The sequence below is a fragment of the Bradyrhizobium erythrophlei genome (genome assembly GCF_900142985.1).
GTDB classification, from domain to species: domain Bacteria; phylum Pseudomonadota; class Alphaproteobacteria; order Rhizobiales; family Xanthobacteraceae; genus Bradyrhizobium; species Bradyrhizobium erythrophlei_B.
Genome location: NZ_LT670849.1, coordinates 6,176,535 through 6,202,702, shown reverse-complemented (window position 1 = coordinate 6,202,702; position 26,168 = coordinate 6,176,535). Strand labels below are relative to the sequence as shown.

Annotated in this window: 26 protein-coding genes and 1 tRNA gene; 10 read left to right on the top strand and 17 right to left on the bottom strand. The window is 61.6% G+C overall.

The genetic code is table 11. The features are described 5' to 3' along the window. Positions 1-26: 26 nt before the first annotated feature. The 7 genes from BUA38_RS29615 to BUA38_RS29585 all read right to left on the bottom strand — a co-directional run bounded on the left by BUA38_RS29615 (position 27) and on the right by BUA38_RS29585 (position 5,581). The gene (locus BUA38_RS29615) at positions 27-752 is read right to left on the bottom strand and encodes an ABC transporter ATP-binding protein (protein ID WP_072823558.1); all 726 of its coding nucleotides are present in this window, start codon (positions 750-752) and stop codon (positions 27-29) included. Continuing rightward, positions 749-1,525: an ABC transporter ATP-binding protein gene (locus tag BUA38_RS29610; RefSeq protein WP_072823556.1), complete on the bottom strand. Its 777-nt coding sequence runs from the start codon at positions 1,523-1,525 to the stop codon at positions 749-751. The genes BUA38_RS29615 and BUA38_RS29610 overlap by 4 nt, the downstream gene beginning before the upstream one ends. Next, entirely contained in the window at positions 1,522-2,514 is a 993-nt protein-coding gene (locus BUA38_RS29605) for a branched-chain amino acid ABC transporter permease (RefSeq protein ID WP_072823554.1), read from the bottom strand. Before BUA38_RS29605 ends, BUA38_RS29610 begins: the two co-directional genes overlap by 4 nt. After that, positions 2,511-3,377, bottom strand: a complete 867-nt coding sequence (locus BUA38_RS29600; RefSeq protein WP_072823553.1) for a branched-chain amino acid ABC transporter permease — start codon at positions 3,375-3,377, stop codon at positions 2,511-2,513. Before BUA38_RS29600 ends, BUA38_RS29605 begins: the two co-directional genes overlap by 4 nt. Before the next feature lie 3 nt (positions 3,378-3,380). Next, positions 3,381-4,514, bottom strand: coding sequence for an ABC transporter substrate-binding protein (locus BUA38_RS29595; RefSeq protein ID WP_172806113.1), 1,134 nt, complete (start codon positions 4,512-4,514; stop codon positions 3,381-3,383). Between the two features lie 25 nt (positions 4,515-4,539). Continuing rightward, entirely contained in the window at positions 4,540-5,355 is an 816-nt protein-coding gene (locus BUA38_RS29590; protein WP_072823549.1) for an IclR family transcriptional regulator, read from the bottom strand. Between the two features lie 150 nt (positions 5,356-5,505). Then, positions 5,506-5,581, bottom strand: a tRNA-Trp gene (locus tag BUA38_RS29585). A 175-nt stretch (positions 5,582-5,756) separates the two neighbouring features. Here BUA38_RS29585 and BUA38_RS29580 point away from each other — a divergent pair. Further along, positions 5,757-6,980, top strand: a complete 1,224-nt coding sequence (locus BUA38_RS29580) for a serine hydrolase domain-containing protein (protein ID WP_072823547.1) — start codon at positions 5,757-5,759, stop codon at positions 6,978-6,980. Positions 6,981-6,992: 12 nt separating this feature from the next. Here the strand turns inward: BUA38_RS29580 and BUA38_RS29575 are convergent, their stop codons facing one another. Then, the gene (locus tag BUA38_RS29575; protein WP_072823545.1) at positions 6,993-7,760 is read right to left on the bottom strand and encodes an SDR family NAD(P)-dependent oxidoreductase; all 768 of its coding nucleotides are present in this window, start codon (positions 7,758-7,760) and stop codon (positions 6,993-6,995) included. A gap of 54 nt (positions 7,761-7,814) precedes the next feature. Then, the gene (locus tag BUA38_RS29570; protein WP_072823543.1) at positions 7,815-8,519 is read right to left on the bottom strand and encodes a histidine phosphatase family protein; all 705 of its coding nucleotides are present in this window, start codon (positions 8,517-8,519) and stop codon (positions 7,815-7,817) included. A 128-nt stretch (positions 8,520-8,647) separates the two neighbouring features. On the opposite strand from BUA38_RS29570, the gene BUA38_RS29565 reads away from it, so the two are divergent. Next, a complete protein-coding gene (locus tag BUA38_RS29565; protein ID WP_072823541.1) occupies positions 8,648-9,433 on the top strand; it encodes an SDR family NAD(P)-dependent oxidoreductase in 786 nt (261 codons plus the stop codon). 38 nt (positions 9,434-9,471) lie between these two features. Here BUA38_RS29565 and BUA38_RS29560 read toward each other — a convergent pair whose 3' ends face one another. Both BUA38_RS29560 and BUA38_RS29555 read right to left on the bottom strand, forming a co-directional pair. Continuing rightward, positions 9,472-10,845: a sensor histidine kinase gene (locus tag BUA38_RS29560; protein WP_072823539.1), complete on the bottom strand. Its 1,374-nt coding sequence runs from the start codon at positions 10,843-10,845 to the stop codon at positions 9,472-9,474. After that, a complete protein-coding gene (locus BUA38_RS29555) occupies positions 10,842-11,522 on the bottom strand; it encodes a response regulator transcription factor (protein ID WP_072823537.1) in 681 nt (226 codons plus the stop codon). Before BUA38_RS29555 ends, BUA38_RS29560 begins: the two co-directional genes overlap by 4 nt. A gap of 321 nt (positions 11,523-11,843) precedes the next feature. Here BUA38_RS29555 and BUA38_RS29550 point away from each other — a divergent pair, with 321 nt between their 5' ends. Genes BUA38_RS29550 through BUA38_RS29540 form a run of 3 tightly spaced genes read left to right on the top strand, consistent with a single transcriptional unit; the run spans position 11,844 to position 14,128 of the window. Then, positions 11,844-12,740: a MipA/OmpV family protein gene (locus tag BUA38_RS29550; RefSeq protein WP_072823535.1), complete on the top strand. Its 897-nt coding sequence runs from the start codon at positions 11,844-11,846 to the stop codon at positions 12,738-12,740. Positions 12,741-12,780: 40 nt separating this feature from the next. Continuing rightward, complete coding sequence (locus BUA38_RS29545) at positions 12,781-13,494, top strand: hypothetical protein (RefSeq protein WP_156898798.1); 714 nt, start codon at positions 12,781-12,783, stop codon at positions 13,492-13,494. 19 nt (positions 13,495-13,513) lie between these two features. Then, positions 13,514-14,128, top strand: a complete 615-nt coding sequence (locus BUA38_RS29540) for a hypothetical protein (protein WP_072823531.1) — start codon at positions 13,514-13,516, stop codon at positions 14,126-14,128. An 87-nt stretch (positions 14,129-14,215) separates the two neighbouring features. Here the strand turns inward: BUA38_RS29540 and BUA38_RS29535 are convergent, their stop codons facing one another. Together BUA38_RS29535 and BUA38_RS29530 are read right to left on the bottom strand one after the other, a co-directional pair. Then, complete coding sequence (locus BUA38_RS29535; protein WP_156898797.1) at positions 14,216-15,397, bottom strand: cytochrome P450; 1,182 nt, start codon at positions 15,395-15,397, stop codon at positions 14,216-14,218. 92 nt (positions 15,398-15,489) lie between these two features. Beyond that, complete coding sequence (locus BUA38_RS29530) at positions 15,490-15,756, bottom strand: hypothetical protein (protein WP_072823528.1); 267 nt, start codon at positions 15,754-15,756, stop codon at positions 15,490-15,492. A gap of 139 nt (positions 15,757-15,895) precedes the next feature. On the opposite strand from BUA38_RS29530, the gene BUA38_RS29525 reads away from it, so the two are divergent. Continuing rightward, the gene (locus BUA38_RS29525; protein ID WP_072823527.1) at positions 15,896-16,576 is read left to right on the top strand and encodes a DUF4272 domain-containing protein; all 681 of its coding nucleotides are present in this window, start codon (positions 15,896-15,898) and stop codon (positions 16,574-16,576) included. Between the two features lie 66 nt (positions 16,577-16,642). Here BUA38_RS29525 and BUA38_RS29520 read toward each other — a convergent pair whose 3' ends face one another. After that, a complete protein-coding gene (locus tag BUA38_RS29520; RefSeq protein WP_072823525.1) occupies positions 16,643-18,268 on the bottom strand; it encodes an MBL fold metallo-hydrolase in 1,626 nt (541 codons plus the stop codon). 187 nt (positions 18,269-18,455) lie between these two features. Between BUA38_RS29520 and BUA38_RS29515 the strand changes: the two genes are divergently transcribed. Together BUA38_RS29515 and BUA38_RS29510 are read left to right on the top strand one after the other, a co-directional pair. After that, positions 18,456-19,235 (top strand): hypothetical protein, encoded by a 780-nt coding sequence (locus BUA38_RS29515; RefSeq protein WP_072823523.1) that lies wholly within the window; start codon positions 18,456-18,458, stop codon positions 19,233-19,235. A 49-nt stretch (positions 19,236-19,284) separates the two neighbouring features. Next, the gene (locus BUA38_RS29510; protein ID WP_072823521.1) at positions 19,285-20,460 is read left to right on the top strand and encodes a hypothetical protein; all 1,176 of its coding nucleotides are present in this window, start codon (positions 19,285-19,287) and stop codon (positions 20,458-20,460) included. Positions 20,461-21,117: 657 nt separating this feature from the next. On the opposite strand, the gene BUA38_RS29500 is transcribed toward BUA38_RS29510, so the two are convergent. After that, positions 21,118-21,846 carry a hypothetical protein gene (locus BUA38_RS29500; RefSeq protein WP_425304992.1) on the bottom strand — a complete coding sequence of 243 codons (729 nt, stop codon included), beginning with the start codon at positions 21,844-21,846 and terminating at the stop codon, positions 21,118-21,120. Positions 21,847-22,204: 358 nt separating this feature from the next. On the opposite strand from BUA38_RS29500, the gene BUA38_RS29495 reads away from it, so the two are divergent. Beyond that, complete coding sequence (locus BUA38_RS29495; protein WP_083587832.1) at positions 22,205-23,632, top strand: amidohydrolase family protein; 1,428 nt, start codon at positions 22,205-22,207, stop codon at positions 23,630-23,632. 17 nt (positions 23,633-23,649) lie between these two features. Here BUA38_RS29495 and BUA38_RS29490 read toward each other — a convergent pair whose 3' ends face one another. Further along, on the bottom strand, positions 23,650-24,708 hold the full coding sequence (locus BUA38_RS29490) for a phosphotransferase family protein (protein ID WP_072823515.1): 1,059 nt from the start codon (positions 24,706-24,708) through the stop codon (positions 23,650-23,652). A gap of 39 nt (positions 24,709-24,747) precedes the next feature. After that, a complete protein-coding gene (locus BUA38_RS29485; RefSeq protein ID WP_072823513.1) occupies positions 24,748-25,983 on the bottom strand; it encodes an acyl-CoA dehydrogenase family protein in 1,236 nt (411 codons plus the stop codon). Between the two features lie 30 nt (positions 25,984-26,013). Between BUA38_RS29485 and BUA38_RS38555 the strand changes: the two genes are divergently transcribed. After that, positions 26,014-26,142 (top strand): hypothetical protein, encoded by a 129-nt coding sequence (locus tag BUA38_RS38555; protein WP_276328148.1) that lies wholly within the window; start codon positions 26,014-26,016, stop codon positions 26,140-26,142. Positions 26,143-26,168: the final 26 nt, after the last annotated feature.

Sequence of the window (26,168 nt, the reverse complement as noted above, 5' to 3'; positions counted from 1 at the left end):
CCCTGGTTATTCGAAGAAGAATCCGCTCAACCCGCCGGCTCGGTGCTTTCGCCGAGATAGGCCGAGATCAGATCCGCGTTTTCGAGAAGATCGTGCGGGGTGCCGCTGGTCAAAATGCGTCCCTCCGCCAGCACGTAAGCGCGATCGGTCGCGCCCAAGGCGAGCCGCGCATTCTGTTCGGAGAGCAGGATGGTGAGCCCGTCCCGTTTCAGCGTCGCAAACAGTTCCTTCAGCCGCTGCACGACTACCGGCGCCAGACCGAGCGAAGGCTCATCCAGCATCAGAAGTTTTGGCCGGCTCATCAGGCCACGGCCGATCGCCAGCATCTGCTGTTCGCCGCCGGACAAGGTCCCCGCTTTTTGCCTGAGACGGTCGCGCAATTCGGGAAACAGGGTTAAAGCGCGTTCCAGCCGCTCGGCCTCGGTATTGCCGCCGGCGATGACGCCGCCAAGCTTTAAGTTTTCGGCAACGCTCATGTCGGGCCAGACGCGCCGGCCTTCAGGCACATGCGCGATGCCGGCGGCAACGATGCGCATCGTCGCGGCGCGGCCGAGCTCTGCGCCGGAGAATCTCACACTGCCGCTGTGCACTTTGACGAGGCCGGAGATCGCGCGCAACAAAGTGGATTTGCCGGCGCCATTGGCCCCGACCAGTCCGACGATCTCGCCGCTGTCGACATAAAGGTCGACACCACGCAGCGCACGCACCGCGCCATAGGAGACTTCGAGCCCTTCGACGTCGAGAAGCCTCATGCCTCGGCTCCGAGATAGGCTTCGACCACTTCGGGATGCTTGCGCACGACTTCGGGCGCTCCTTCCGCAAGTTTGCGCCCCTGCTTCAATACGATCACCCGGTCCGAGATCGACATCACCAGCGACATGTTGTGCTCGATCAGCAGCACGGTGGTCCCGAGCCCGTGGAGTTTGCGGATCAGGCGGCCCATGGCGCGCGCCTCATCCGGACTGAGACCGGCGGCCGGCTCGTCCAGCACAAGGAGCTTTGGCTGCGCCATCAGCGCAATGCCAAGGCCGAGTACGCGCTGCTCGCCATACGGCAGATCGCGCGCCGTCGAAGCGCGCCGGGCACCGAGCCCGAGCAGATCGACGAGTTCATCGACGTGCTTGCCGATATCCCGCTCCTCGCGCGCAAAGGCCGGGCTTCGAAACAGCGTCTGCCACACGCCGGTGCGCTGGGTGATGAAACGTCCCGCCGCCAGATTTTCGGCAACCGTCATGCTTCCAAACATTGCCGCGTTCTGGAAGGTGCGCACCAGGCCGGCGGCAGCGACCTGTTCCGGCCGGCGTCCAACGATCTCTCCGCCGGCGAAGCGAACCGAGCCCGCGGTCGGATTAACAAAACCGGTGATCGCATTGATCGTGGTGGTCTTGCCGGCGCCGTTCGGTCCGATGAGACTGACGATCTCGCCTTCGCCGATATCGAAGGTCACCTCGCCCACGGCGATGAGACCTCCGAACCGCACAGAGAGGTCGCGCACGCTCAGCAAGGCGGTGGCCGGTGCGCTCATTCCCCGGCCTCCGCCGCACCTTGCCGGAAACGCGCGCGCAGTTTTGCGGGCGCCCGCAGCGCCAGCACCACAAGACCTTCCGGTGCGAGAATGACCAGCAGCACCAGCAAAAGCCCGAAGATCGGCAGCCGCCAGTCCTGCGCGATGCGCAAATATTCGGGCGCGAAAGCATAGATGAAGGCTCCGACGATCGGGCCGACGATGGTGCCGCGGCCGCCAAGCACCACCGGGATCAGCATCGCGATCACGATCGCGAACGAAAACACGTCATCCGGAGCGACCACCGAGGTGTAGAAGGCGTACACAGCACCGGCGACGCCCGCCATCGCCGCGCTGATGACGAGCGCCAGCAGGTCCATGCGGAAATCCGGAATGCCGATCGCGGCGGCAAGGTCCTCGTGATCTCGCAGCGCACGCCAGGCGCGGCCGAATTTCGATTCGCGCAGCGTAAACGTGACGAGGCCCGACAGGAACACCAGAACCACCAGCATCCCGTAGCAGACGATGTCGCTGCGCCAGGGAACGGTGAACCCGAGATAGCTGGAAGGCGTGGCGCCGATGCCGGAAATTCCCATCGGGCCGTTAGTGAGATCGACGAGATTGACGGCAAGGATTTGCGCGATCACGCCAAAACTCAGCGTCACGATGGCGAAATATGGACCGCGCATGCGAAGCGCGACAAGCCCGATGGCAAAGGCGGTGATCGCCGCGCAGGCCGCCGCTACCGGCAAGAGCAGCAGCAACGGCCATTCGTAGGTGGTGGCAAGGATCGCCGCCGCATAGGCGCCGACGCCGAAGAAGGTCTGGTGGCCGAGCGATAGCTCGCCACGAAATCCGAGCGTGAGATTGAGCGACAAAGCGAGCAGCGCATAGATCAGCGAGAAAATTACAAGCCGCATGAAATACGGTCCGATCAGGCTCGGCAGTACGCAACCCGCCGCCAAAGCGGCGACGGCGACCACGCATCCGAGCACGAGCGGCCGGTTCATCGAATCCGCACCTGCCTCGCGCCAAGCAGCCCCTGCGGGCGCAAGGCCAGCACGGCCACGATCATGATGAAGGCCACGATGTCCTTGTAGCCGGATGGCAGCCACGCGCCGCCGATAGACTCGGCGAGCCCAAGCAGCAATCCGCCGGCGACTGCACCGGAGAAGCTGCCCATGCCGCCGATCACCACGACCGCGAAGGCTTTCAGGACGGCCTGCAAGCCCATCGCCGGGTAGACAAGAAACATCGTGCCGAGCAGCCCGCCGGCGACGGCCGCAAGCCCGCAGCCGACAGCAAACGTCATGCGGTAGATCAGATCGACATTGAGGCCGACGACCGCGGCCGCATCACGGTCCTGCACCACCGCCCGCATCTGCCGTCCGACCGACGTGTGCTGCAACACCAGATGCATGGCGCCCATGATGACGAGGGTCACAGCGGCTCCGAACAATTCCAGCCGGCTCAGGTAGACGCCGCCCGGCAATACCAAAGGATCCATCGAAAACGGACTTGGAATTTGGTGCGGCACCGGCCCCCAGATCACCAGCGCGGCATTGGCGAGAAAAATTGAAAGCCCGAGCGTCGCGAGCGCAATCGTCACCTCATCGGATCGTCGAAGCGGTTTCAGCACGCACCAGTCGATCACGATCGCCACCACCATGGTGCCGAACACCGCGCCCGCCAGCGACGGAAAGAAGCTGAAGCCGCGGCTGGTCAGCGAATAGAGCATCAGACCGCCGAGCATATAGAATTCGCCATGCGCGAAATTGATGATGCGCAGGACGCCGAAGATCAGGCTCAGACCGAGCGCTATCAGCGCGTAAGCAAGGCCGATCGCCAGCCCGCTGGCGAGATCCTGCAGCACCGGTCAGTCCTTCGAGGTGTCGAAGGTCGCGACCACGACGCCCTTGCCGCCCTCGTTCCTGGTCACAAACATCAACGTCAACGCCTGATGCTTGGCATCGAACTTGATGGTTCCGATCGGGCTGTCCCAGCTCAGGCCCTCCAGAGCTTCCTTGAGCTTGGTGCGATTGGTGCTGCCGGCCTTCTTCATCGCTTCGAGAAGCGTTCGCAGCTCGACATAGCCCGACAGTGCGTAAAGGCCGGGATAGCCCTTGTTCTTTTCCTGCCATGCCGACACGAACTGCTTGGCCGCGGCATTGTCGACGCCCTCGCCCCAGACTTCCGCATTGTAGACGCCCTCGGCAGCCGAGCCAGCGGCATCGAAGAATTGCGGCGTGTTGAACGAGCCGAGCGCGACCACCGGCAATTTCAGCCCGAGCTGATAATACTGCTTCATGATCAGCGCACCGTCCTGCGCTTCGCCAACCAGAAACAGGCCGTCGGCGCCGGTCTCCTTGGCCGCGTTCAGAAGCGAGATGAAATTGACCTCGCCATGCTTGAAGTAGCGGACCAGCGCGAACTCGGCGCCGTATTGCTTGAGCACCGGCGTGAAAGCGGTCACGGCCGAACGGCCGAAATCATCGTCAACCGCAATCGCCGCGAGCTTCTTCAGCTTGATATCCTCGGCGATGAATTTCGCGTAGTACTTTCCGCGGGTGACGTTGTGGATTTTGGTACGGAAGAACCACGGCCGCAGCGGATCGGTCAGCGACGGGTCTGACGAGATGCCGTTGACGACCGGCACTTGATACTTTTCGGCGATCGGCTGCACCGCCTTGGTCGCCGAACTGCAAAACGCGGCCGCAAGCGCCACCACTTCGTTGCGCGTGATGAGCTTTTCCGCAGCCGCCGTCGATGAGGCCGGCTTGCATTCGCCGTCCTCGACAAAGAGTTCGACCTGCTTGCCGCCCAGACCGCCGGCCTTGTTGAACTCGTCGACCGCGAAATTCGCGCCCGCAACCTGCTGTTGGCCATCAAGCGCAACGGAGCCGGAGGTCGGCGCGACCAGACCGAGCGGGATCTTGTCGGCCGCGAATGCCGGCGAGGTCAATGCAACGGCAGCAATGGTAGCGGGCACCAAACAGCGAAATGAAAACAAGATCGTACCTCCGGTTTGAAGGATTCTATACGGTCGAAAAATCGGGTGCGGTCTTCGCGCTGGCCGGGCCGAGCGGCAGGTGCACGGCGCCTGGCGGCCAGAGCGCGCCGATGCGCACTGCAGCCTCCTGCACCAGCGCGCGGATTTCAGGGATTCGCGTTTCGGGAAAACGGAAGGTCGGCGCGGCAACCACCAGCGCGCCTACCGGAAATTTCTCCGCGGTGCGGCAGACCGGGAGAGCAAGCGCGGACATATGGTCCATCAGTTCTTCGCGCTGAAGCGCGTAGCCGCGTATTCGGGTCTTATCGAGTTCGCGCTCGAGTTTGACGAGGTCGGTCACCGTGTTCGGCGTCAGCTTCACCAGCGACGAGGTGCTGAGAATTCGGATCGCCTGATCACGCGCCATGCCGCTCAGCCACGCTTTGCCGGTGGCGCTCGCATGCAGCGCGATTTCGCGGCCCAGCAGCGATTCAATCCGGATCCTGTTCTCGCCTTCGGCCTTGGCGATGACGTAGAGCCGATCTCGGTCGCAGGCCGAGAGTTGCGCAAGTTCGCCGGTCGCGGCCGACAGCTCGTTCAGCACCGGCTGAATCAGCGCCGGAAATCCGAGACGATCCATGTAGCGATGCGCAATCGAGACCGTCTTCAGCGACAGCGAATACCGCTCGGTCACCGCATCCTGAACGACATGGCCGGTGCCTTGCAGCGAAATGAGAACGCGGGCGATCGAGCCTTTATTGACGCCGATATGCCGGCCGAGGCCGGTGACGGACAGGCCACCCGGCTCGTCGGCGAGCCGTTCCAGAATGGCCATGGCATGATCGACCGCTGTAACCGGCATTCGCCCACCCGCTGCAACCTGATTGCAATCTGCAACAGGGTTGCAGATCGGTCAACTGGCAACGGCAAGAGCGCAAGTGCCGCTTCGCGTCAGATTGCGGAGAACGAGTTCGATATTTGAGCTGTGAAGGTCGGCGAGCCGCTTACGCGCTGGCAGGAGTGGCAGGGCTCGAACCTGCGACCCCCGGTTTTGGAGACCGGTGCTCTACCAATTGAGCTACACTCCTGTACGGACCGGCGTCGCCGTCCGATCCGGGCCGTTTCAAGCATAGCGCAGGGGCGGATTGCAAGGGCGAAGCGTCCGGTGGCATCCTTAAACCCCGAATTGATCTTGGGCTTGGCCGTTCCAAGGCCAAAAGCCTGCCGAAGGCGACAACCGCACAGATATAAAGAGAGACCGTCATGACCGCGCAGACCGCGACCCGCCAGGCCCCTGGCCCGCAAACCCCGCCCTTGCCGCAGGCCAAACCTGAGTCGCTCGGGCTGTCGGCCGCTCGCCTGCAACGGATGTCGGACGTCTTTCAGCGCGAGATCGACAAGGGAACCATGCCGGGCGCCACGATCATGGTCGCGCGCGGCGGCCAGATCGGCTGGTTCGACGCACTCGGCAAGCAGGACCCGGCGCAGTCCGCCGCCATGACCCGCGAGACGATCTTCCGCATCTTTTCGATGACCAAGCCGATCGTATCGATCGGCGTCATGATGCTGCTCGAGGAAGGCCAGTTCCTGCTCGACGACCCGCTTCCCAAATTCATTCCGGAATTTGCCAACCAGAAAGTCGGCATCGAGAACAACGGCAGGCTCGAACTGGTGCCGCTCGCGCGGGCGATCACGATCCAGGATCTGCTCCGCCACACTTCCGGCATCACCTACGAACACACCGGCAACGGCCTGGTCCAACAGCTCTATCAGCAATCGCGCGTGCGCAGCCGGAAGATCGACAATGCCGAGCATGCGGCGCTGGTGGCGAGTTTCCCCCTGATCTGCCAGCCCGGCGCCGAATGGAACTACAGCCGCTCGACCGACATCCTCGGCCGGCTGATCGAAGTCGTCAGCGGCAAATCGCTCGGCGCATTCCTCACCGAGCGTATCCTGGCGCCGCTGCAAATGAACGAAACCGCCTTCTACACGGCTGCCGAGAACGCGCACCGGCTGGCCGAACCGTTCGCGGCCGACCCCTGGACCGGCGACAAGGTGCAGTTGTTCAGCATGCTCGAAAAACCGGTGATCGAATCCGGCGGCGGCGGGCTGGTTTCCACAACGATGGACTATGCGCGTTTCTGCCAGATGCTGCTCAATGGCGGCGAACTCGACGGCACCAGGATCATCGGCCGCAAGACGCTGGAATTCATGGCGTCGGATCACCTCGACGCAAGCGTGAAGATCCAGGGCACGCTCACCCAGCCCGGACACAGCTTTGGCCTCGGCTTTGGCGTCCGCACCCAATCCGGCATCGCGCCATTTTCGGGCTCGGTCGGCCAGTTCTTCTGGAGCGGCATGGGCGGCACGTTTTTCTGGATCGACCCGAAGGAAGACCTGTTTGCCATCTTCATGTCGCAGGCCCCCGGCCAGCGCGTCTACACCCGCACGCTGGTCCGCAACCTCGTCTACGCGGCGATGGAATGACGGAAAACACCGTCAACTGATCGTCGCGCCGCCATCGATCACGATGGTCTGGCCGGTCGTAAACGTGCCGGCGCGGGAAGCGAGAAACACCGCAGCTCCCGCAATCTCGTCGGGCTCGCCGATCCGCAGCAGCGGTGAACGCGCGGTCGATGCTTTCAACGTCTCCGGATTTTCCCAGAGCGCGCGGGCAAAATCGGTCTTGATCAGGCCGGGCGCGATGCAGTTGACGCGGATATTGTGCTGGCCATATTCGCACGCAAGGTTGCGAGCGAGCTGCATGTCGGCGGCCTTGGAAATCGCGTAAGCGCCGAGCACGGTCGATCCTTTCAAGCCGCCGATCGAGGAGATGATGGTGATCGAGCCGTCCTTGCGCTCGATCATCTGCGGCACGACCAGCGAAATCAGCCAGTGGTTGGCGACGATGTTGTTGTCGAGAATCTTGCGGAACTGGTCGTCCGAAATTCCGGCCTGCGGCCCGTAATAGGGATTCGACGCGGCGTTACAGACCAGCGTATCGATGGGTCCGAAGACGCGGTTGGTTTCCTCGACAAGATGTTTCAGATCGTCCTTGGTCGAAATATTGGCGGCAACTGCAAGCGCGACCTGCTTGCCGGACTTGTCGTTGATGGCTTTCGCGACCTCGTCGCAGGCTGCCTGCTTGCGCGAGGAAATCACGACCCTGGCGCCGTGATAGGCCATGTGTTCGGCAATTGCGCGCCCGATACCGCGCGACGAGCCGGTGATGATGGCGACTTTTCCCGATAGATCGAACAAGTTCATGTTCCACTCCCCTCACGATCCGGCGACTTTTCGCGCCGGCTTGTTATTCGCTGGTTAGGCAAGCTTGCTTGTCGCCACTTCCGGCCCCGCCGGCGGATGCATCGCCTCGTGGGCTGCCTCCGCCATCCACGGCTGCTGGTTGACCATCGGCAGGCGCCAGACATTCACGGCGGGGCTTGCGATGTGATCGAGCCGCGTTACCGAACAATTATCGATATCAAAGGCCAGCCCTTTTTCAGGCTGGCCCCCGAGCGCAAGGCCGATGGCCGCCTTGATCGTGCCGCCGTGGCCGACGGCGATCACGTCCTGGCCGGCATGTTCGGCATTGATGCGCGCGATCGCACCACAGACACGATTGTAGAGATCCATGAAACTTTCGCCGCCGGGCGCAGGCTCGGCAATATCGGCAAACCAGCCACTGCCGGCGGGGCGGCTGGCGTGAAACGCGGCACGGTTCATCCCCTGCCATCGTCCGAGATTCTGTTCGGCGAAGGCCACCTCCTTCGCCATGGTCGCCGGTTTCGGAAAGCCGGTATCCCAGATCGCCTGCGCCGTCTGGTGCGTGCGCATCAAACTGCTCGCGACCCAGACCGCACTCCGCGGCAAGACCTTCGCAACCGCCTCGAACACGTAGCGATCGCCGGTATCACAGGCGATGTCCGTCTGGCCATAGATATTGCCGCCGTCGGAGCGCACCGGTGCGTGGCGAACCCACCACCATCGCGTGGTAATGACTCCTGATTTGCCGGCATTGGACATCGTGAAAACCCTTACATAATGTCGTTGGTACGTCAGAGAGCCCTCGGGCCTCAAGTCACTTCGACGTTTGAAACTTTGTTAGAAATTCCGCAAGGCGAAAAGCTGTTCAACAAGCTGAAGGAAACGACATGGGCCGGCTCGAAGGCAAATCCGTCATCATCACCGGCGCCGGCAGCGGCATCGGACGTGCGGCCTCGCTGCTCTTCACCAAGGAAGGCGCCAGGCTGATTGCGGTCGATCGCTCCGAGGGCGTGAAGGACACGGTCGATCAGGTGCGCAAGGCCGGCGGCACGGCGGAGGCGGTTCTTGCGGACGCAGGTTCCGAAAAGGACGTGATCGCCTTCATTGACAAGGCCATCTCCACCTACGGAAAGCTCGATGCGATCTGGGCCAATGCCGGGGTCAGCGGCGGGCTGGTGCCGATCGCCGAACAGACCGTGGAACACTGGCAGGAAATCCTGCGCATCAACCTGATCGGGCCGTTTCTCGCGATCAAATACGCAAGCCCGCACATGATCAAACAGGGCCACGGCGCAATCCTCTGCACGGCTTCGGTCGCGGGATTGAAATCCGGCGCCAGCGGTCATCCCTACGCATCGAGCAAGGCCGGGGTCATCAGCCTCGTGCAAACCACCGCCTATTCGTTGTCCGGCACCGGCGTGCGCATCAATGCGGTGTGCCCCGGCCTGATCGAGACCGGCATGACCAAGCCGGTGTTCGACCGCGCCAAAGAGCGCGGCACGCAGGACAAGATCGGTCAGCTCAATCCGTTGAAGCGCGCCGGTCAGCCGCATGAACTGGCGGCGATGGGCCTGTTTTTGCTGAGCGACGAAGCATCCTATGTCAACGGCCAGGCTTTTCCGGTCGATGGCGGCCTCACCGCGTCGATGCCCTATGCGGGCAAGCTGATCTAGTTCCGGTCGTGATCTGAAGTTCGCGCGCTCCGCCAAATTTAGCTGACCTCAACACCGAGCGATCTTGCCGGGTGGGGCCTTTCGCGATCGGCTTCCGGAAAGCGCAGGCTGGCGGTCGTTCCGCCTCCCGGAGCCGACGTAATGATCAACTCGCCGCCATGGGCCGCCATGATCTCCTGAACGATGGAGAGGCCGAGGCCTGCGCCTTCTCTTGCAAGGTTGCCGGTTCGGAATGGCTCGGTCAGCTTGCCGTCAGAGTGAGGGGCGATTCCAGCCCCGTCATCACGGATCGACACGCCGCCGCAACCCAACGTCGCGGTGATACGCTTGGCACCCCGCGCGTGGATCAAGGCATTGCCAACCAGATTCGCCAACGCGCTGCGGATCGCAGCCTCCACACCCTGCACGACAACAGCACCTTCCTCGGGCTGCTCCAGCGACAATTCGATCCCGGCGTCCAGCGCCGAGGGGCTAAAATCGGCAAGCACGTCCAGCGTCACGACGGCGAGGTCAATGGGCTGCTTTTCGATCGCATGATTTTGCAGCCGCGCTAGGTCCAGCATGGCCGAGACCAGCGACGTCAGGCGGCGCACGTCGCGAACAAGCGCGACTTTCAATTGAGGTTCGGCCACATCCTCGATCTTGGCACGCAACAAAGTGAGCGGCGTCCGCAGCTGATGGGCCGCATTGCCGAGAAAACGGCGCTGCATCTTGATGTAGGCGCTGATCTCGTCGAAGGCGCGGTTCAACGCCTCGACCAGCGGCTTGAGCTCGACGGGGACCTCATCGAGTGCAATCGATCCCTGCGGCGCCGCCGGGTCGATCGCGAGCGCACGCCGCGTGACGCGCTCGATGCCGCGGGCCACGAAACGCCCCGACAGCAGCGCGCCGATGGTCACGATCAGGATAAAGGCAAAGGCCACCAGCGAAAGCGGGAAGACATTGCGGAAGACGAACGATCTCAAAATCTGACCGAAGCGGACTTTCGCCTCTCCGATCATCACCACCAGATCGCCGGGGCCCCACCGGATGACCGCGAGGCAGAACGTGCTTTTTTGGTCGAGCGCATTGAGGACCGAGAAACCGATCGGCCCTCGATAGGGGAGCGAGAATGGCAAAGCGGGTCTGCGTTCCCGCTCGAACTCGCTGGTCAGGTTCGCGTAGGACACGACATACCAAAGGTTCGGGCTGTTGGATTTCAGCTCCTCGACACGCCGTGTGGAGTGGATCGTCAGCGCGCGGCCGGGGTCGACGACCGCGGCGTCGTAGAGAATGCCCGCCGCGACGCTGCAAGCAATCGGCTCGGATTCCCGCAGCTGGACCTGCCAGACGGAGATGGTGATCGTGGCGATGAAGATGGCCGTTGCGGCGAAACCGAGCGAAACGGCAAAGGTCCTGGCGATCGACCTCATCGGCTCTGAGCCATCCTGAGCATGTAGCCGATGCCCCGCATGCTGCGGATCTCGACGTTGCCGCCAAGCTCGCTGAGCTTCTTGCGAAGCCGCGAGACCTGCGCTTCGAGCGTGTTAGACTCGATCTCGTCATCGAAGCCGTAGATCTCATCGATCAAGGCGGCGCGGGTGACGACGCGGTCGCGCCGCATCAACAGTGCGCCCAGGATCATGGCTTCGCGCCGCCGCAACAGGACCTTGTTGTCGGCAACGACGGCCTCATTGCTACCGAGGTGCAGCTCGACGTTTCCGAACGCCAGCACCTGTGGAACAAGAAGCCGCGGCCGCCGCAACACGGCACGCACCCTGGCAATGAATTCGTCCGGCTCGAACGGCTTGCCGAGATAATCGTCCGCTCCGCCGTTGAGGCCCTCGATCGCGTCTTCCTTGGTATCTTTCGCGGTGAGCATGATGATGGCCGGCCGTTCCGGCAGCTGGCTCAACGCGGTGACGATTTGAAGTGCATCGCCGTCGGGCAGCATACGGTCGACGATCGCCAGATCATATTTGAAATTGCTGAGCGCATGCTGCGCATCCGAAACCGAGCCGACGGTGTCGACCACGCTGTGCAATTGCATCAGCAAGCGGCTGAGATAGGCGCCGATCTGCGGTTCGTCTTCGATCACGAGTGAGCGCACATGGGTCTTTCTAGCAAGAGGCGGCAGCGGAACCGAGGATCGTGACACTCCCTCTTTGGCCCGATTGTGGCGCTTCAGGCTGGATGGACACTTTCACTTACGGCACGCGGACTGGCGAAGGCAAGCTGCGGGCAGATTGGATATCTGCCGGTCCCGCATAAAGAAAAACGATTAGCTTCGGCTCGGGCAATGTTCGGGCAATGTTTGGCTGCGGTTCGATGACGCCAACGGCGGACGTTCGGGTCGGCAATCTTGGGGCAATGTTGGTCAGCGATTTGGAGCGGGCTCGAATCCACATCAGCTGGCCTGAGGCCCCCTCAAATGAAGTATGCCATCGAAGCCGCCTTCCGCTTTTCCACAAGCGGCGCGCAGCGCACCCTTTTCGCTGCAACGTTCGCAGCCTTCAGCGCGACGGTGACCGTCTTCGACAGCGCATCAGCTCAAACGGCATTCACCTTGCCGGCGCCCCCTTTTGAGCTGCCGTTGCTACCACCGGTGTCCGGCAACTGGACCGTCATGATCGGCGCGGAAGGCCAGTACAGCCCGGACTTTGAGGGAGCAAACCACAGCTTGTTCAGCCCGGTCCCGATCTTCTCCATCCGTCGCGCCGGCTCGGTGGATCAGTTTCGTAGCCCACGCGATAACGCAAGCATCGCGTTGATCGATTTCGGCGATCTGCGCGTGGGCGCGGTGGGCAAGTTCGTGTCGTCGCGAAAGGCTAGCAGCTATTCCGAGCTCAGCGGTCTCGGCGACGTCAAGGCTGCGTTCGAGCTTGGCGGCTTCATCGAATATTTTCCCGTCAGCTGGTTTCGCGTGCGCAACGAGACCCGCGAGGGCTTCGGAGGCCATCAGGGCGTGGTCTCCGACTTTTCGGCGGATTTCATCGTGCCGGTGACGCGGGCGATAACCGTTTCGGCCGGCCCGCGCTTCACATTGGAAAGCACGAAGGCCGTCTCGCCCTATTTCGGTATCGACGCCGTTCAAGCGATGGCGACTGGGCTTCCGGTGTTCGACGCCAAGGGCGGCGCACAGTCGGCCGGCGCTGGCGCACAGGTCAAGTATCGCATCAATCCGCAGTGGGAGGTGCATTCCTACATCGAATACGATCGACTGCTCGGCGACGCCGCAAAGAGCCCGCTAGTAACTGCACGCGGTTCGGTGAACCAGACGACCGTCGGCATCGGCGCGTCCTACTCCTTCGACTTCAAAATTCAATAGGAACACCATGCGCACCAGCTGTCGATACGCGGGGCTTACGATGGTCATGCTTCTTGTCTTGACGAGCGGCGCGCTTGCGTTGTTCGAGACACGCGACGCAAAGCTTAAGTCGGTCAAGACCGTCGGCATCGTCTCGGCGATCGGCGATCAATTCACCTTTGCAAAGGCAGGGTTTATGGTTCTGGACAACAGCCCTCGAAGCGTGCCGATCGGCTCATGGGGTCTGGACGACCTGGTCGTCCAGCAGGTGACGGCGGCGTTGAGCGGCCGTTTCCAGGTGCAGCAGGTCACCTACACCCGCGCCGCCTTCGCGGCGATCCAGGAGTCACCGGTCACTGCCGTCAATCTCGTTCGCGGCGATCCGTTCAAGAAACTGGTTCAGGCCGAGATCTCACCACAAGGGCTTGACGCCTATGTCGTGATCACAAAGGCCAAGGCGTATTTCGGCGGCGGCAACCGGAAGGTGGAGGGCCTCGGCCTGATTACCTACAGCGCGGTTCTGGACTCATATCGCCAGATTCATGCGCTCTACGAGATCAGGGTTGTCGATGGCAAGACATTCGACATCATCGAAAAACTTGCCGCCGGGCCGCTCGACAACGCATCGAATGTCAGGCTGCCCGGCCCGAGCCGGCTCGTCGACGCTGACTTCGATGAGCAGGACGAGAATCTGCGCCGCGCGATTGTCGATCTCATCATGCGCAGCCTTCCGAACGCGCTGAGCGATCTGCATCTCACCAATCAGAAGCCGTAACGCGAAAAGGAGAGCGGCAATGCGGAAATTTGCGTCAAAGTTTCTGCTGGACCTTCTCCTTTCTGTCGTTGCAACGGTCACTACCGCTTATGTCACGCACCACTATTTCCCGGGCGCAGTTCCTGCGAAGGCGCCGGTCGCTGCGGAGCCGGCAAGCGCCGGGCCCGAGGGCGCACCGGAACGTGTCGTGGCGTCCAAGACTCCGTCGGTTGTCATCGCCACCGTTACGGCGACCACGGTCGCCGACCGTGATGCCGATACGAACAGTGGTGAGAAGGCAGGACCGCCGCCGTCTCCTGGGAAGTACTTCAAGCCCGCTTCGCCGGCGGCGCATCGGCTGGTCCCGCGCGACAAGAACCCTTTGAAGAGCAACGCGGTCGTGACGCCGAGGTCGGTCCAGGTGGCGACGGTCGTGCCTGACCCGAACCGCGCGGTGCCCGAGCGCGGCGGTCTCTCTCCAGATGCGCCGCAGCCAGGCGACGCCTGGTCCGAGCGCGCCGCAGCCGCTCCTATGCCGCCGCCGGAAATGAGGAAACGGTATCTGACGGCGTTGGTGTGGAAGCCAATTATGCGAAGCTTTGACGTTGTCGCGGGTGCCTTCACGAGCCACGAGCGCGGGCGGAGCGGTGAATAATGAATGGCCCTCGCTTGCCGGAGGCTGTCGCATGTGGGGGACTTGCGGACGATCTGGGGCAGCCCAATGCCTGCCCTGGCGCTGGTTCTATTGCATGAGCAACGGCAGATTGAGCGGGCCGCGGAATCCGAATCCGTGCCAGCGCACGCTCGCGGGATCAACCAAGGTCATATTCGGGAAGCGCTCGAACAGCATTGGCAACAGGATGGCGCCAACGGTTCGCCGCGACAGGTGCGCCCCCGCGCAATGATGCGGGCCGTTGCCAAAGGCCTGGTGAGGATTGGGCTCGCGGAGCGCATTGAAATTCTCGCCGTCTTCGAAGACGTCTTCGTCTCGGTTGGCCGAAGCCTGGATGGTCATCACGGTGTCCCCCTTCGGAATCAAGAAGCCGCGAATCTCCGTGTCCTCCATAACGAGCCGTGAACTCGCCTGGATCGGCGCCACCCACCGCACCCCTTCCTCAAAGGCGGAGCGCCATTTCTCGCCTGCGCGCACGGCGTCAAGCTGATCTGGATTTGTCAGCAGGCCGTAGAGGATCGTCAGCAGGGCGTCGCGCGGCTCGTTGATGCCCCCGCCGATCGCGATCTTTACATTGGCGATCATCTGGCTTTCCGGAATCGGATTCTTCGCGTTCACCATGAAGGAGAGCGCTGAGGAATCCGGCTCGGCCCGCACGCGTTCGGCGTTGGCGCGGATACATTTGTCCATCTCCGCATTGGCTATGTCGGTCGCATCGAAAGGCCCCGGCGTCCAGCCAAAATTGCCGGCGCCGTCGATCAACGTCTGCGACCATCGCTGCATGTCCGCATCGCTCGCGTCGGGAACGCCCATCGCATGCGCCAGAATCCGCGCGGCAAGCGGTCCTGCAAGAGCGGGAAATAGATCGACCACCTCACCGCGCGGCAGCTGGTCAAGATAGGCTGCGGCCAGTTTCTCGTACAGCGGCGCCCAAACGGATTCGATCGTCTTCGGCATCAGCGCTGGCATCATCGCCATGCGTTCGGCCCGGTGCTCGTCATGGTCCTTTCGCATCAACGTATGAGCTAGAAAGGCACGCTTCATAGGCGTGTTCGGGTCGTCGGAGCTGAACAACGCCGCATTGTCCTTCACGTATTTGGTGTCGGCCGCCTTGGTGAGGAAGGTGCGACCCACGGATTTAACCCGTAAAACAGGCGCTTCGCCTCTGAGGCGTCGGTAGATCGGATAGGGATCGCGCGTGAGTTCCGCGATCGTGATGGTCTCATCCAGGGGAGCCAAGGTCGCGGACATGGGTGATCCTGTTGGAGCTGGCATGTACCGAGCCGGAGGATACTGGCAGGCTGCGCAAAACAGTTCAATCGTGGCCTACCGCTGGATCGCACCTATCTCTTATCAAGCTTCTCCAACGCCTCCACCAGCGGCTTGATCGGCGCAGCGCCCGTGCCGTGACCGCCGGCCCACAACGTCGGCATGACGCCGAACTTGCGCAGGCCCGCGACGAATTCGCGGTGCGAGGCCAGCGCGCCCGCAATATCGCGGGTCGGCGACCAGAGATCGACGACCCAGCCGAAGTCTGCATCAGGGATCACGGCGATCAATGAACTCTTGGCGTGCGAACTCGCGATCACGTAAAGATCGATCCGGCGCACCCCATCCGTCAGCGTGGTCTTCTCGCTGACTTCGTTGCGGCAGGGCCTGTCGTCTGACAGACGCGATTGGGATGCTCGATCTTGTCGCTGCCGAGGAGGCTTCGTGATATTGTAGGTTTGACAAGCGTGGGGGATTGGCGTGACAGGTGAAAGCGCGTCAGCTGAGAATGGAGAGATCTCAGCGGAAGCTATTGACCGAAAGCTCAGATCAGAAACCGTCCTTCAAGCCGAGGGCGTACCTGTCCTTGCCTCCTTACCCGTTATTGAGACGACGGCTGAGGTGCTTAATCGGTCCAAAGAAGAGGTCGCGCTGCGCGCCCTTTGTCTACTTGTCGTTGCTGCAAAGGGCGAAGGACTTGAGGAAGACGTAGTGGAACGGGTTCTGAAATCATACGAACTCCAGCCACATCTGACTCCCAAAGAACTCGCCTTCGTCCTCGACAATTCCCCCTCGCAGCACGATCGGGTTCAATTCATTTGGAGGTATGAGGCCGCCTCGACCCTGCTTTGGGCATTGGGCTTCGTGGCCCAACTGGGCAAACCGGTTCGGATGTGCGACGTGAAATTCGCCGTAGCGACGATGACCGAAAGGACAACCTCTCAGTTCATCGAAGACTCCGAACTTCGTCCGATCGCCGACATTCTTGATCAGGCCGACCTGATCTACAGGTACCACTGGGCTGTTAGAAGCGCCCGTCTCCAAGGACAGCAGATACCGGCAGCTCTTAACCCTGACGTGACAGAAGAAAGGCACTACGCTTTGAACTGGCTTATTGGATACCTGGAACAAGCTTGGGATGATGTCTCGACTGACACCTAAGACTTCATTCTCTCTTTCAAAATTCTCTCTTTCAAAGCCAGGCGGACCTAGCGCCCCTAATCCTGCCTATCTCCTGTCGGCCTTATCCAGTGCCTCCACGAGCGGCTTGATCGGCGCAGCGCCCGTGCCGTGACCGCCGGCCCACAACGTCGGCATGACGCCGAACTTGCGCAGGCCCGCAACAAACTCGCGGTGCGAGGCGAGCGCACCGGGAATATCGCGGGTCGGCGACCAGAGATCGACGACCCAGCCGAAGTCTGCATCCGGAATCACGGCGATCAGCGAACTCTTGGCGTGAGAACTCGCGATCGCGTAAAGATCGATCCGGCGCACCCCATCCGTCAGCGTGGTCTTCTCGCTGACTTCGATCAGGCCGACCTCGCGCGGCTTCTGCCACAGTTCGTCGTTGCGCACCCGATTGGGCGCCTGCATCTGGGCGGCAAAATATTGCCGGTCGCCCGTCGGGAAGACGAGATCGGCGCCTTTTGCGGCAAACACCCGCGCGCCGTTGACGTGGTCCATATGGTGGTGCGTCAACACCAGATATTTGAATGGCTTGCCTGGAAACCTTCGAGCGGCTTCTGCGATCGTCATGCGTGACATTTCGTTAGCGATCGGTGCGTCGAACGCCACGAGATAATCCTTCATCTCGACCACCATCGTGTGGTGGCTGCCGCCGGTGATGTGCCAGATGCCGGGTTTGACCTGGGTCCAGATGTTTCCCGGCACCACCGCGGGATCGAAGGCCAACTGATCGGAATCGATGAACGAGCCCCAGTTGGCCCGCCGCAGCATCCATTGATAGTTGACCTGCTCGGGCGCTTTCTGCTTCGCGGACGTATCAGTCACGATTTTTGGAATCCGGAACAGGTCCGCACCAAGCACGGGATTGAGGACGATATCTTCGATCGTGATGTGCTGAATTTCATGGCCGTTGAGGGTGAACGACTGGTTGAACGCGAACCGGACGCCATCGACCTCGCGCCAGTCCGACAGGATCATGTCGTAGTTGCAATCGCCCCAGACACCGTCCGCATCGACGGTGCGAATGCGGGCCGGTAAACCATCGTCGCCGAACAGCACGATCCATTCGGCGTCGTCGGCCTTGTAGGACACGACGGAAAGGACCTTGCCGTCGATCGTCTCGTCCGGCAGCGCTGCGAGCCGCTCGGGATGGTCTTTCATCTCCAGCAGAAGCCGCGGCGACAGCCGGTGGAATTCGCGCAGGCTCGCGATCACCCGCGACGCGCTCATGGTGTGCAGGGAGGGATTTGTTTCCTTGGCCTGCTTCGACAGCACGATGTTGTCTTCGCCGAGCACGTAACCGAGCCTGTCCGAAAACACTTCCGAATAGATGAAGGTGCGCTTCATCGGCGCGATACGAAACCGAACCCAGTCGTAACGCTCACGATCGTGCGCGACGTCCATCGTGAGCGTGAACCGCGAGTCCCCGCCGAGCCGGTTGCCGATATCCGGCTCCGGCGTCTCCTGGGGATCCCAATGCCTGTGCTTTCCGGCGATCGACAAGGTGGCGATTTCGGCGAGCTTCTTCGCTCCACCCTGCTTTTCGATCGCGGCAGTCACCAGCGACAAAGGCTCGGCGACGCTGGCGGACGTGATGCCGGCGACGGCAAGAAAACCGGCAAGCGCCGCGGCGGCAACGCGTCCAAAACCCGATATGATGGAAGGCATGGCATTCTCTCGTACGGCGCAGAACAGGCGCTCTTGTTATCGTTGAGTTAAACTGACATCGACAGTATCACAGGCAAGGTTTTCTGGTCACCTCTTTGGCCATCTCTCTTGGGCAGTTCGATGCGGCGCAACAACAGGTGTATTTTCACCGACACCAGAAATCTCGTTTGTCCTGGCGATTGATCCGATGTCCCAACGCTCCGCCCGCATCCTGATAGCTGTGATCTCGCTGTTGGTACTGCTGACGGTGGCCGCCTCCTTGTCGATCGATCTCGGCAAGTACCAGCAGCGCCTTTCGACCCAGGAGGGCCAGGCGGCGTTGCAGGGGATCGGCAACCCCAGCCAGCTCGAAAGCGCGCTCAAGCAGCACCCTTCGAACAGCCTCCTCAAGCTGATGGCGCAGACACTCAGGATAACTAACGACACGAAAGCTGCCATCGATCAGTTGGCGGCCCAGATCGAACCGGCGCGAGTTTCGAAGGAACCGAATTTCGGCTCGGTAACCCGTGACGAGCTCGACGCCTTCCGTCGTGACCTGAAGACGGCGGAAGCCAATGCGCGGGCGTTTCTTCCGCGTTACGCCGCGATCTTCAAGGCCGAGCGCGCTCAGATCGATTCTGCCACCGTCTCGCTTCATGTCCCGAAGGAAATCGCCAGCCAGGTTCTGGATGGTGTTACACAACGACAGGCCAAGGCGCTCAATGCCATCTCGCTCATATTGGCGGCGCGCGCCGACTATTATAGCGCCTACGACAAATACATCGCATTCCTGTCTAGCGAACTGGGTTCGTTCAAGGTCGTTGCCGGACAGTTCATCTTTCCGCTGCAACGCACCGTCGAGCGCTACGGCGCCGCGGCACAGGCCATGACGTCATCTGCCAAGCGCGTCGCCGAGCTGGAAGCTGATATGAAGAAGCAGGAAAAACCATTGCCGGAAGAATGGATGCAATTAACCGGCGTCAAATAGCCAACAATAATAACAACAATAATAAGAAGCCATCGGAGCGACGGACATCATGGAACGCAGCAAGAACCGCATTCTCACCACCCACACCGGCAGCCTGCCGCGGCCGCCCGCGCTGACGAAACTCTACGCCATGCGCTCGCGCGGCGAGAGCGTCGATGCGAGCGAGATCGAGCAGGCCGGTCACGCCTCGATGCTGGAAATAGTGTCCAGGCAGATTGATACCGGGGTAGACATCGGCAACAACGGCGAGCAGCAGCGCGAAGGCTTCTTCCTTCATGTCCGCCACCGCATGACCGGCTTTGGCGGATCGTGGAAGCGCTGGCCGCGCGCCGACGTCGAGGGCTATCCGGTATTCAAGCGATCGCTCGAGCAGCAAAACTCGGCTAAGGAAATGGTCAGCAATTTTGCGCCGCCGAAAGTGATCGGCGAGATCAACTATGTCGGCGCAACTGAGGCGGTACGCGAATGCACAGATTTTCGCGAGGCGCTGGAGGCGCGCAAGCGCGACGGCAAAAGCGGTTTCGTGGAAGCGTTTTTAACGGCCCCCTCCCCCGGCATCGTGGTGGCGGCGATCAAGAACGAGCATTACGACACCGACGACGCCTACCTCGCCGCGGTCGGCCGCGCGCTTCAGGTCGAATATGAAGCGATTGCAAATCAGGGCTTTCTGCTTCAGCTCGATTGCCCTGATCTTGCGCTGGAACATCACATCTCGTTTCAGGACCGGCCGCTCGGCGATTTCCTGGGCTTTGTCGAACGCGTGGTCGCCGCCATCAACGATGGTTTGCGCAACATTCCGCGCGAACGGGTCCGTATGCACGTCTGCTGGGGCAACTATGAGGGACCGCACGACCGCGACGTGGCGCTGGAGACGATCCTGCCCCTGATCGTCCGGATGAATGTCGGCGCGCTGGTGTTGCCGTTCGCCAATCCCCGCCACGCGCACGAAGTGCGCTGTCTCCAGGGAAAAGCGATCGCCGACGACCAGGTCGTGGTCGCCGGCGTCATCGATTCAACGACGAATTTTGTCGAGCACCCGGAGGTGATCGCCGAGCGTATCGAGCGGGTCGCCAGGGTGCTCGGCGATCCCGCGCGCGTGATGGCCGGCACCGATTGCGGTTTTGATACCTCAGCCGGTGCTGGACGTGTTGCGGAAGATGTGGTGTGGGCGAAGCTCGCCGCTTTGAGAGAAGGCGCCCGACTAGCGTCGGACCGGTTATTCTGAAGAGGCAGGCGAGCTTCGAGTAGAGGTGACGATATTTTGAGCGGAAGTTAGTTGTTATTTTTGGTCCGCGACATTCCGGAGCACAATCTCCGAAAGCCTGACTACGAGCTTGCGCAGCCTTGCATTTTCTTCGAGCAACGACACAACGTCATCGTCCGAATAATCCTCGTCGGTAAAATCGTCAGGCCCAAATGTCGACCCATCGAGTTCTTTCAGTGCGTTGTCTAGCGGTTGTACGGGTACCATGGCCAACTCCCCAATAACTATTAGCCGAAAACATGTCCCCAGTTCTCCACCGGCAGCGACACTGATGTGAGTCGAGGGCGGATTTGAGACCGAAATGGGAATCTGTTGCGACGCGTTATGGCGCGTGTGCCGAAATGAATCACAAATCGCGTCACGCCGAATGCGCTGCCCGGATTGCAACGCATTTGCGCCGCCTCACCGGCGAATTGCTTTCAGAAATCTGAAAACGTCGGGTAATTTCCTACCCGACGACATGGCCTTCACTAGTGCGGTAGATTTGACATTCGCCCGGTGGCTCCGCGAGTGCTTAAGCGAATGTCAAATCTAAAACCGCACTAGAATTCCATAATTTAGCAGCGTTCCTTTGGTTCTGACATTCGTAAAGGAACACGCCGCGACACCGTACGAATGTCAGAACCGGAACTCTGCTGCGTAGAACACGCACAGCGCGAGGCTCGCCCACACAGCAGCGCTGAAATAGAGCGACATCCATGCGATTTCTTCCCGCCACTCCGAAATGTCGTGCGTCACGATCCAGCGCGTGCTGACGTCGCGAAGTCCCTCCAGCGGACTCAACATCTTGTTACCGCCGGCGACATCCGCCCGCCAACGCTTCAGATACATCGGCACGTCGACCGTGATCAGAAACACGATGTAAAATGCGATGCCGACCACCGCGACACCGAGCGCCACGCGCACGGCGCCGTTGAACTCCGGCAACAATCGGCAAAGCCCGACGCCCGCGATGAAGAATGCAACCGCCCAGAGCGAATTCTCGATGGCGTTGTAAAGATATTTCGTCGTCACGACCGCGTACCACGAAAAGCATTCCGCAATCAGGATCAGCGGCACGATCACCCACGCCGCGTTCAACGCGGTCTCGGCCCCCGACATCTGTCCCAGTTGCAACAGGATCATGGTCCACTGCGCGGCGAAGGCCACTTCGGCCACGGTCGCGACCGAACGGCCGAGCGCAACGCTCGACAGCCAGGTGTCGAACAAACAGATCCGCTGCACATCGGCGCGCGGCAACATCGAGCGGAAGGCGCAGCCAAAGACATAAGCGGCGCTGAGCAGGAGCATGATCTCCATGCCGGGCACGTGGCCGGAAGTACCGGCGGCGTGAAGCTCGCTGTACATCAGGATCCAGGCTGCGATATTGACGCCGCTGACCAGCGTCAGCATCGCCCACCACCACGACAAAGGGTTGGACCACGCCAGGGAACGTGGCTGCGCCCGAGATTCCAGTCTCATCAACGGCTCCGTATTTAATCGAACCGACATCTATCCGTATTAATTCTGTCACAAAATATGGCGAATCACGACAGGAGATTTGTGACAGCCGGCGGCCGCCAGGCTGGGGCATGACGGCTGCACCGATGGGCCAAAGCCGGTCGTCACGGCCGCCATTTGGTGTCACAATCCCCTCCAACGACGGACATCCAAACCAAATCCGTCATTTGCGGTCGGCGATACGCCGATCCTTCCGGGAGGGGCTATGTGCGAGATTTGCAGGCGAAATTTCATTCGCGGCGCGGCCGCGTTGGGCGCAACGGGGCTGCTCTCGCCGTCGCTGATGGCGCAGACGCCGCGCGGTGAAACCGCCTCGCCGCGGCTTCCCGCGCGCGGCGAATTCACCATCACCAACGCCTATGTGATGACGATGGAGCGCGACTTCGGCGACTTCACCAGCGGTTCGGTGCATGTGAGAAATGGCGAGATTGTCGCCGTCGGCCAGGGCGTCAGTGGCGGCGAGACGATCGACGGCAGCGGCATGATCGTGATGCCGGGCCTCGTCGAGACCCACTGGCATATGTGGAATACGATCTTTCGCAGCTTTGCCGGCGACAAGCAGGAAGAAGGCTATTTCCCGACGGTGGCCCGCTTCGGCCAGCAGATGACGCCGGACGATATTTTCCAGAGCACGCGGCTTTCGGCGGCCGAGGCCATCAACTCCGGCATGACCTTCGTGCACTCCTGGTGTCACAATGTGCGAAGCACGGCGCATGCGGAGGCCGATATTCGCGCGCTTAGCTTGGCTGGCATCCGCGCCCGCCATTCCTGCGGTTGGCCGCAAGGCCTGCCCGACACCCAATCGGCCGATCAGGCGCCGATCGAAACGCTGGCCAAAAACTGGAAGAGCTATTCCAACGAGGGGCTGTTGACGCTCGGCATGGGCTGGCGCGGGCAATTTCGCGCAGGTCCCATCAAGCCGGAAGTCTACCAGCCGGAATTCGACAATGCCCGCAAGCTCGGCCTGCCGATCACCGTGCATGTGGCGGCAGCCGCGCATCGCGCCGTCAACCAGGTCGAGCTTCTCTACAAATCAAAATTAATGGGCAAGGACGTTCAACTGGTCCATGCGCTCGCCGTCACGCCGGCGGAACTCGACATGATCGAGGAGACAGGCGCCTCGATTTCAACCTCGCCCGGATCTGAGCTGCGGATCGGCTACGGCTATCCGCCGATCTCCGAAATATTGGCCAAGCGCATCCCGATCGGAATCTCGATCGACACCTCGGCCCTGACCGGAAGCTCCAACATGTTCGGCGTGCTGAAGCTTGCGCGGGATTCCGAAAATGCGCGGGCCGAAAGCGAGTTCAAGATGACGGCGCGAAGGGCGCTCGAACTCGGCACCATCGAGGGCGCGCGCGCCATGGGGATCGAAGACCAGGTCGGCTCGCTCAAGCCGGGAAAACGCGCGGACCTGATCATGATCAGCCCCAACGCGCTCAACATGGCGGTCGTGACCGATCCGGCGCATCTGGTTCTGGAAGCGACCGGACCGGAAAACGTCGACTCCGTCGTGGTCGACGGCCGCATCCTCAAGCGGGGCGGCAAGCTTTTGGCGCTCGATACGGCCGAAGTGATCACTGGCGCGCGGACGGCGCTGGCCGGAATTCGCGAACGAGCGAAGTGGCGTTGATCAGTATGGGCGCGGTATTACACCGCGCCCGCTTTCTGCGCGTAGCCCCAGGAAGCCTTCGACAGCGGCACGGTGCGCGCCGCCGACTCCTTGGCCTTGGCGCTCGCCGCGGTGCCGTCGCGGATGCGTCCGGCGATGCCTTGCGTGATGCAGGCGAGCCGAAACAGATTGTAGGAAAAGTACCAGTTGAGATCGGGCACCGCGCTGCCGGTGACGTCGCAATAGATCTTGGCGGCTTCTTCCAGCGTCGGAATGTTCAGCGCCCTGAAGTCGGCGTTGGCGAGACCCGGCATCGTCCACTGCATCAACAGATAGGTGAAGTCGGCCATGGGATCGCCGAGCGTCGACAGCTCCCAGTCCAGCACCGCAATCACCCGCGGCTCGGTCGGGTGGAAGATCATGTTGTCGAGGCGATAGTCGCCGTGAACGATCGAGACGCGCTCCTGTTGCGGTACGGTGCGCGGCAGCCACTCGATCAGCTTCTCGACTTCCTCGATGTGCTGGGTCTCCGAGGCGCGGTACTGCTTGGTCCAGCGATCGACCTGGCGCGCAAAATAATTGCCGGGCTTGCCAAACTCGCCAAGGCCGATGGCCTGCGGATCGTAGGTGTGGAGTTTGGCGAGCGTCTCGATCTTGTCCTTGAAGATCGCATGACGCGTCGCGGGCGGCTGCGCCGGCAACGTCGGATCCCAGAACACCCGCCCCTCCTCCATCGACATGATGTAGAAGGCCGCGCCAATCACGGCATTGTCGGTGCAGAGCGCACAGGCTTTCGCGACCGGAAAGCCCTGCTTGCCGAGCGCGGAGATGACGCGAAATTCGCGATCGACCGCATGCGCCGACGGCAGCAGTTTCCCGAACGGCTTGCGCCGCATCACATAGGAACGCGAGGGCGTATTGAGCCGGTAGGTCGGGTTCGACTGGCCGCCCTTGAATTGCAGGACGGTCAGCGGCCCCTGAAAGCCCTCGACATGCTGCGCCATCCAGTCATGGAGGCGCACCTCGTCGATCCGGTGCCGTTCCTCGACCGGCTTGGTTCCGGAAAACTCTTCGTCGTTCCTGACGCCTTCGGCCACGGTCAGTTTCCCCCGGGGGCGCGCCCCCGAGGGCGCTGATTATGAGTTCGGAGCGTTGGCATACTTCCGAAGTTCGAGCCTTGCAATGGCGCGATTATGCACTTCGTCCGGACCATCCGCCAACCGCATCGTGCGCATCGAGGCATAATCCCGCGCCAGGCCAGCGTCGTCGGACACGCCGGCGGCGCCAAAGGCCTGGATCGCCTGGTCGATGATCTTGAGCGCCATATTGGGCGCGGCGACCTTGATCATGGCGATTTCGAGTTGGGCGGTCTTGTTGCCGACCTTGTCCATCATGTCGGCGGCCTTCAGGCACAACAGACGATTCATCTCGATCTCGGTGCGGGCTTCTGCAATGCGCTGCTCCCAGATCGAATATTCGATGATCTTCTTGCCGAAAGCGGTGCGCGACGACAGCCGCTTCACCATCTTTTCCAGCGCTTCTTCTGCCTTGCCGATGGTGCGCATGCAGTGATGGATGCGGCCCGGCCCGAGCCGGCCTTGCGCGATTTCAAAACCCCGGCCCTCGCCAAGCAGCATGTTGCTGGCGGGCACGCGGACGTTCTCGAGCAGTACTTGCGCGTGGCCGTGCGGCGCGTCGTCGAAACCGAACACCGGCAGGAGCTTCTCAATGGTGATGCCGGGTGAATCCAGCGGCACCAGGATTTGCGACTGCTGCTGATGTTTTGCCGCCTTCGGGTCGGTCTTGCCCATCAGGATCGCGATCTTGCAGCGGGGATCGCCGACACCGGACGACCACCATTTGCGGCCGTTGATGACGTAGTGATCGCCGTCGCGCTCGATCCGGGTCTCGATATTGGTGGCGTCGGAAGAAGCCACCGCCGGTTCGGTCATCAGGAAGGCGGAACGGATTTCCCCGTCCATCAGGGGGCGCAGCCATTTCCGCTTCTGTTCCTTGGTGCCGTAGCGGATGAACACTTCCATATTGCCGGTATCGGGCGCCGAGCAATTGAACACTTCCGAGGCCCAGCCGATATGGCCCATCTCTTCGGCGAGCGGCGCATATTCGAGATTGGACAATCCCGCACCGCGGAATTCGTCATCCTCATGCGAGGACGGCGGCATGAACATGTTCCAGAGGCCTTCGGCGCGCGCCTTCTTCTTCAGTTCCTCGACGACCGGAATGACCTTCCAGCGCGGCCCCTCCTCGTCCTGCTTCCGGTAGACCGGCACCGCAGGGCGGACGTGGTTCTTCATGAATGACTGCACACGGCCAAGCCATTCGTGCTGGCGTTCCGACATCGTGAAGTCCATTGGCGTTCCCCGTCATTTTAGGTGAATTGATTGGCGGCGACTCTCTGCCCGCCGCCGGTTCTCGGCAAGAGTTTTCGCGAGACCACAACAAAGCGCGACGTCGATCCGGCGGTGAAGCCGGATATCTGGCGCATTGACATGGCCGCGTTCAAACCATAGTTTCATACAACTGTTTGAATTGCAAC

Excerpts from the sequence above, each read along its gene's own strand:
- BUA38_RS29615 (WP_072823558.1), bottom strand. The coding sequence starts at position 752 with ATGAGGCTTCTCGACGTCGAAGGGCTCGAAGTCTCCTATGGCGCGGTG.
- BUA38_RS29610 (WP_072823556.1), bottom strand. The coding sequence starts at position 1,525 with ATGAGCGCACCGGCCACCGCCTTGCTGAGCGTGCGCGACCTCTCTGTG.
- BUA38_RS29605 (WP_072823554.1), bottom strand. The coding sequence starts at position 2,514 with ATGAACCGGCCGCTCGTGCTCGGATGCGTGGTCGCCGTCGCCGCTTTG.
- BUA38_RS29590 (WP_072823549.1), bottom strand. The coding sequence starts at position 5,355 with ATGCCGGTTACAGCGGTCGATCATGCCATGGCCATTCTGGAACGGCTC.
- BUA38_RS29580 (WP_072823547.1), top strand. The coding sequence starts at position 5,757 with ATGACCGCGCAGACCGCGACCCGCCAGGCCCCTGGCCCGCAAACCCCG.
- BUA38_RS29575 (WP_072823545.1), bottom strand. The coding sequence starts at position 7,760 with ATGAACTTGTTCGATCTATCGGGAAAAGTCGCCATCATCACCGGCTCG.
- BUA38_RS29570 (WP_072823543.1), bottom strand. The coding sequence starts at position 8,519 with ATGTCCAATGCCGGCAAATCAGGAGTCATTACCACGCGATGGTGGTGG.
- BUA38_RS29565 (WP_072823541.1), top strand. The coding sequence starts at position 8,648 with ATGGGCCGGCTCGAAGGCAAATCCGTCATCATCACCGGCGCCGGCAGC.
- BUA38_RS29560 (WP_072823539.1), bottom strand. The coding sequence starts at position 10,845 with ATGAGGTCGATCGCCAGGACCTTTGCCGTTTCGCTCGGTTTCGCCGCA.
- BUA38_RS29550 (WP_072823535.1), top strand. The coding sequence starts at position 11,844 with ATGAAGTATGCCATCGAAGCCGCCTTCCGCTTTTCCACAAGCGGCGCG.
- BUA38_RS29545 (WP_156898798.1), top strand. The coding sequence starts at position 12,781 with ATGGTCATGCTTCTTGTCTTGACGAGCGGCGCGCTTGCGTTGTTCGAG.
- BUA38_RS29540 (WP_072823531.1), top strand. The coding sequence starts at position 13,514 with ATGCGGAAATTTGCGTCAAAGTTTCTGCTGGACCTTCTCCTTTCTGTC.
- BUA38_RS29535 (WP_156898797.1), bottom strand. The coding sequence starts at position 15,397 with ATGTCCGCGACCTTGGCTCCCCTGGATGAGACCATCACGATCGCGGAA.
- BUA38_RS29520 (WP_072823525.1), bottom strand. The coding sequence starts at position 18,268 with ATGCCTTCCATCATATCGGGTTTTGGACGCGTTGCCGCCGCGGCGCTT.
- BUA38_RS29515 (WP_072823523.1), top strand. The coding sequence starts at position 18,456 with ATGTCCCAACGCTCCGCCCGCATCCTGATAGCTGTGATCTCGCTGTTG.
- BUA38_RS29510 (WP_072823521.1), top strand. The coding sequence starts at position 19,285 with ATGGAACGCAGCAAGAACCGCATTCTCACCACCCACACCGGCAGCCTG.
- BUA38_RS29500 (WP_425304992.1), bottom strand. The coding sequence starts at position 21,846 with ATGTACAGCGAGCTTCACGCCGCCGGTACTTCCGGCCACGTGCCCGGC.
- BUA38_RS29495 (WP_083587832.1), top strand. The coding sequence starts at position 22,205 with ATGTGCGAGATTTGCAGGCGAAATTTCATTCGCGGCGCGGCCGCGTTG.
- BUA38_RS29485 (WP_072823513.1), bottom strand. The coding sequence starts at position 25,983 with ATGGACTTCACGATGTCGGAACGCCAGCACGAATGGCTTGGCCGTGTG.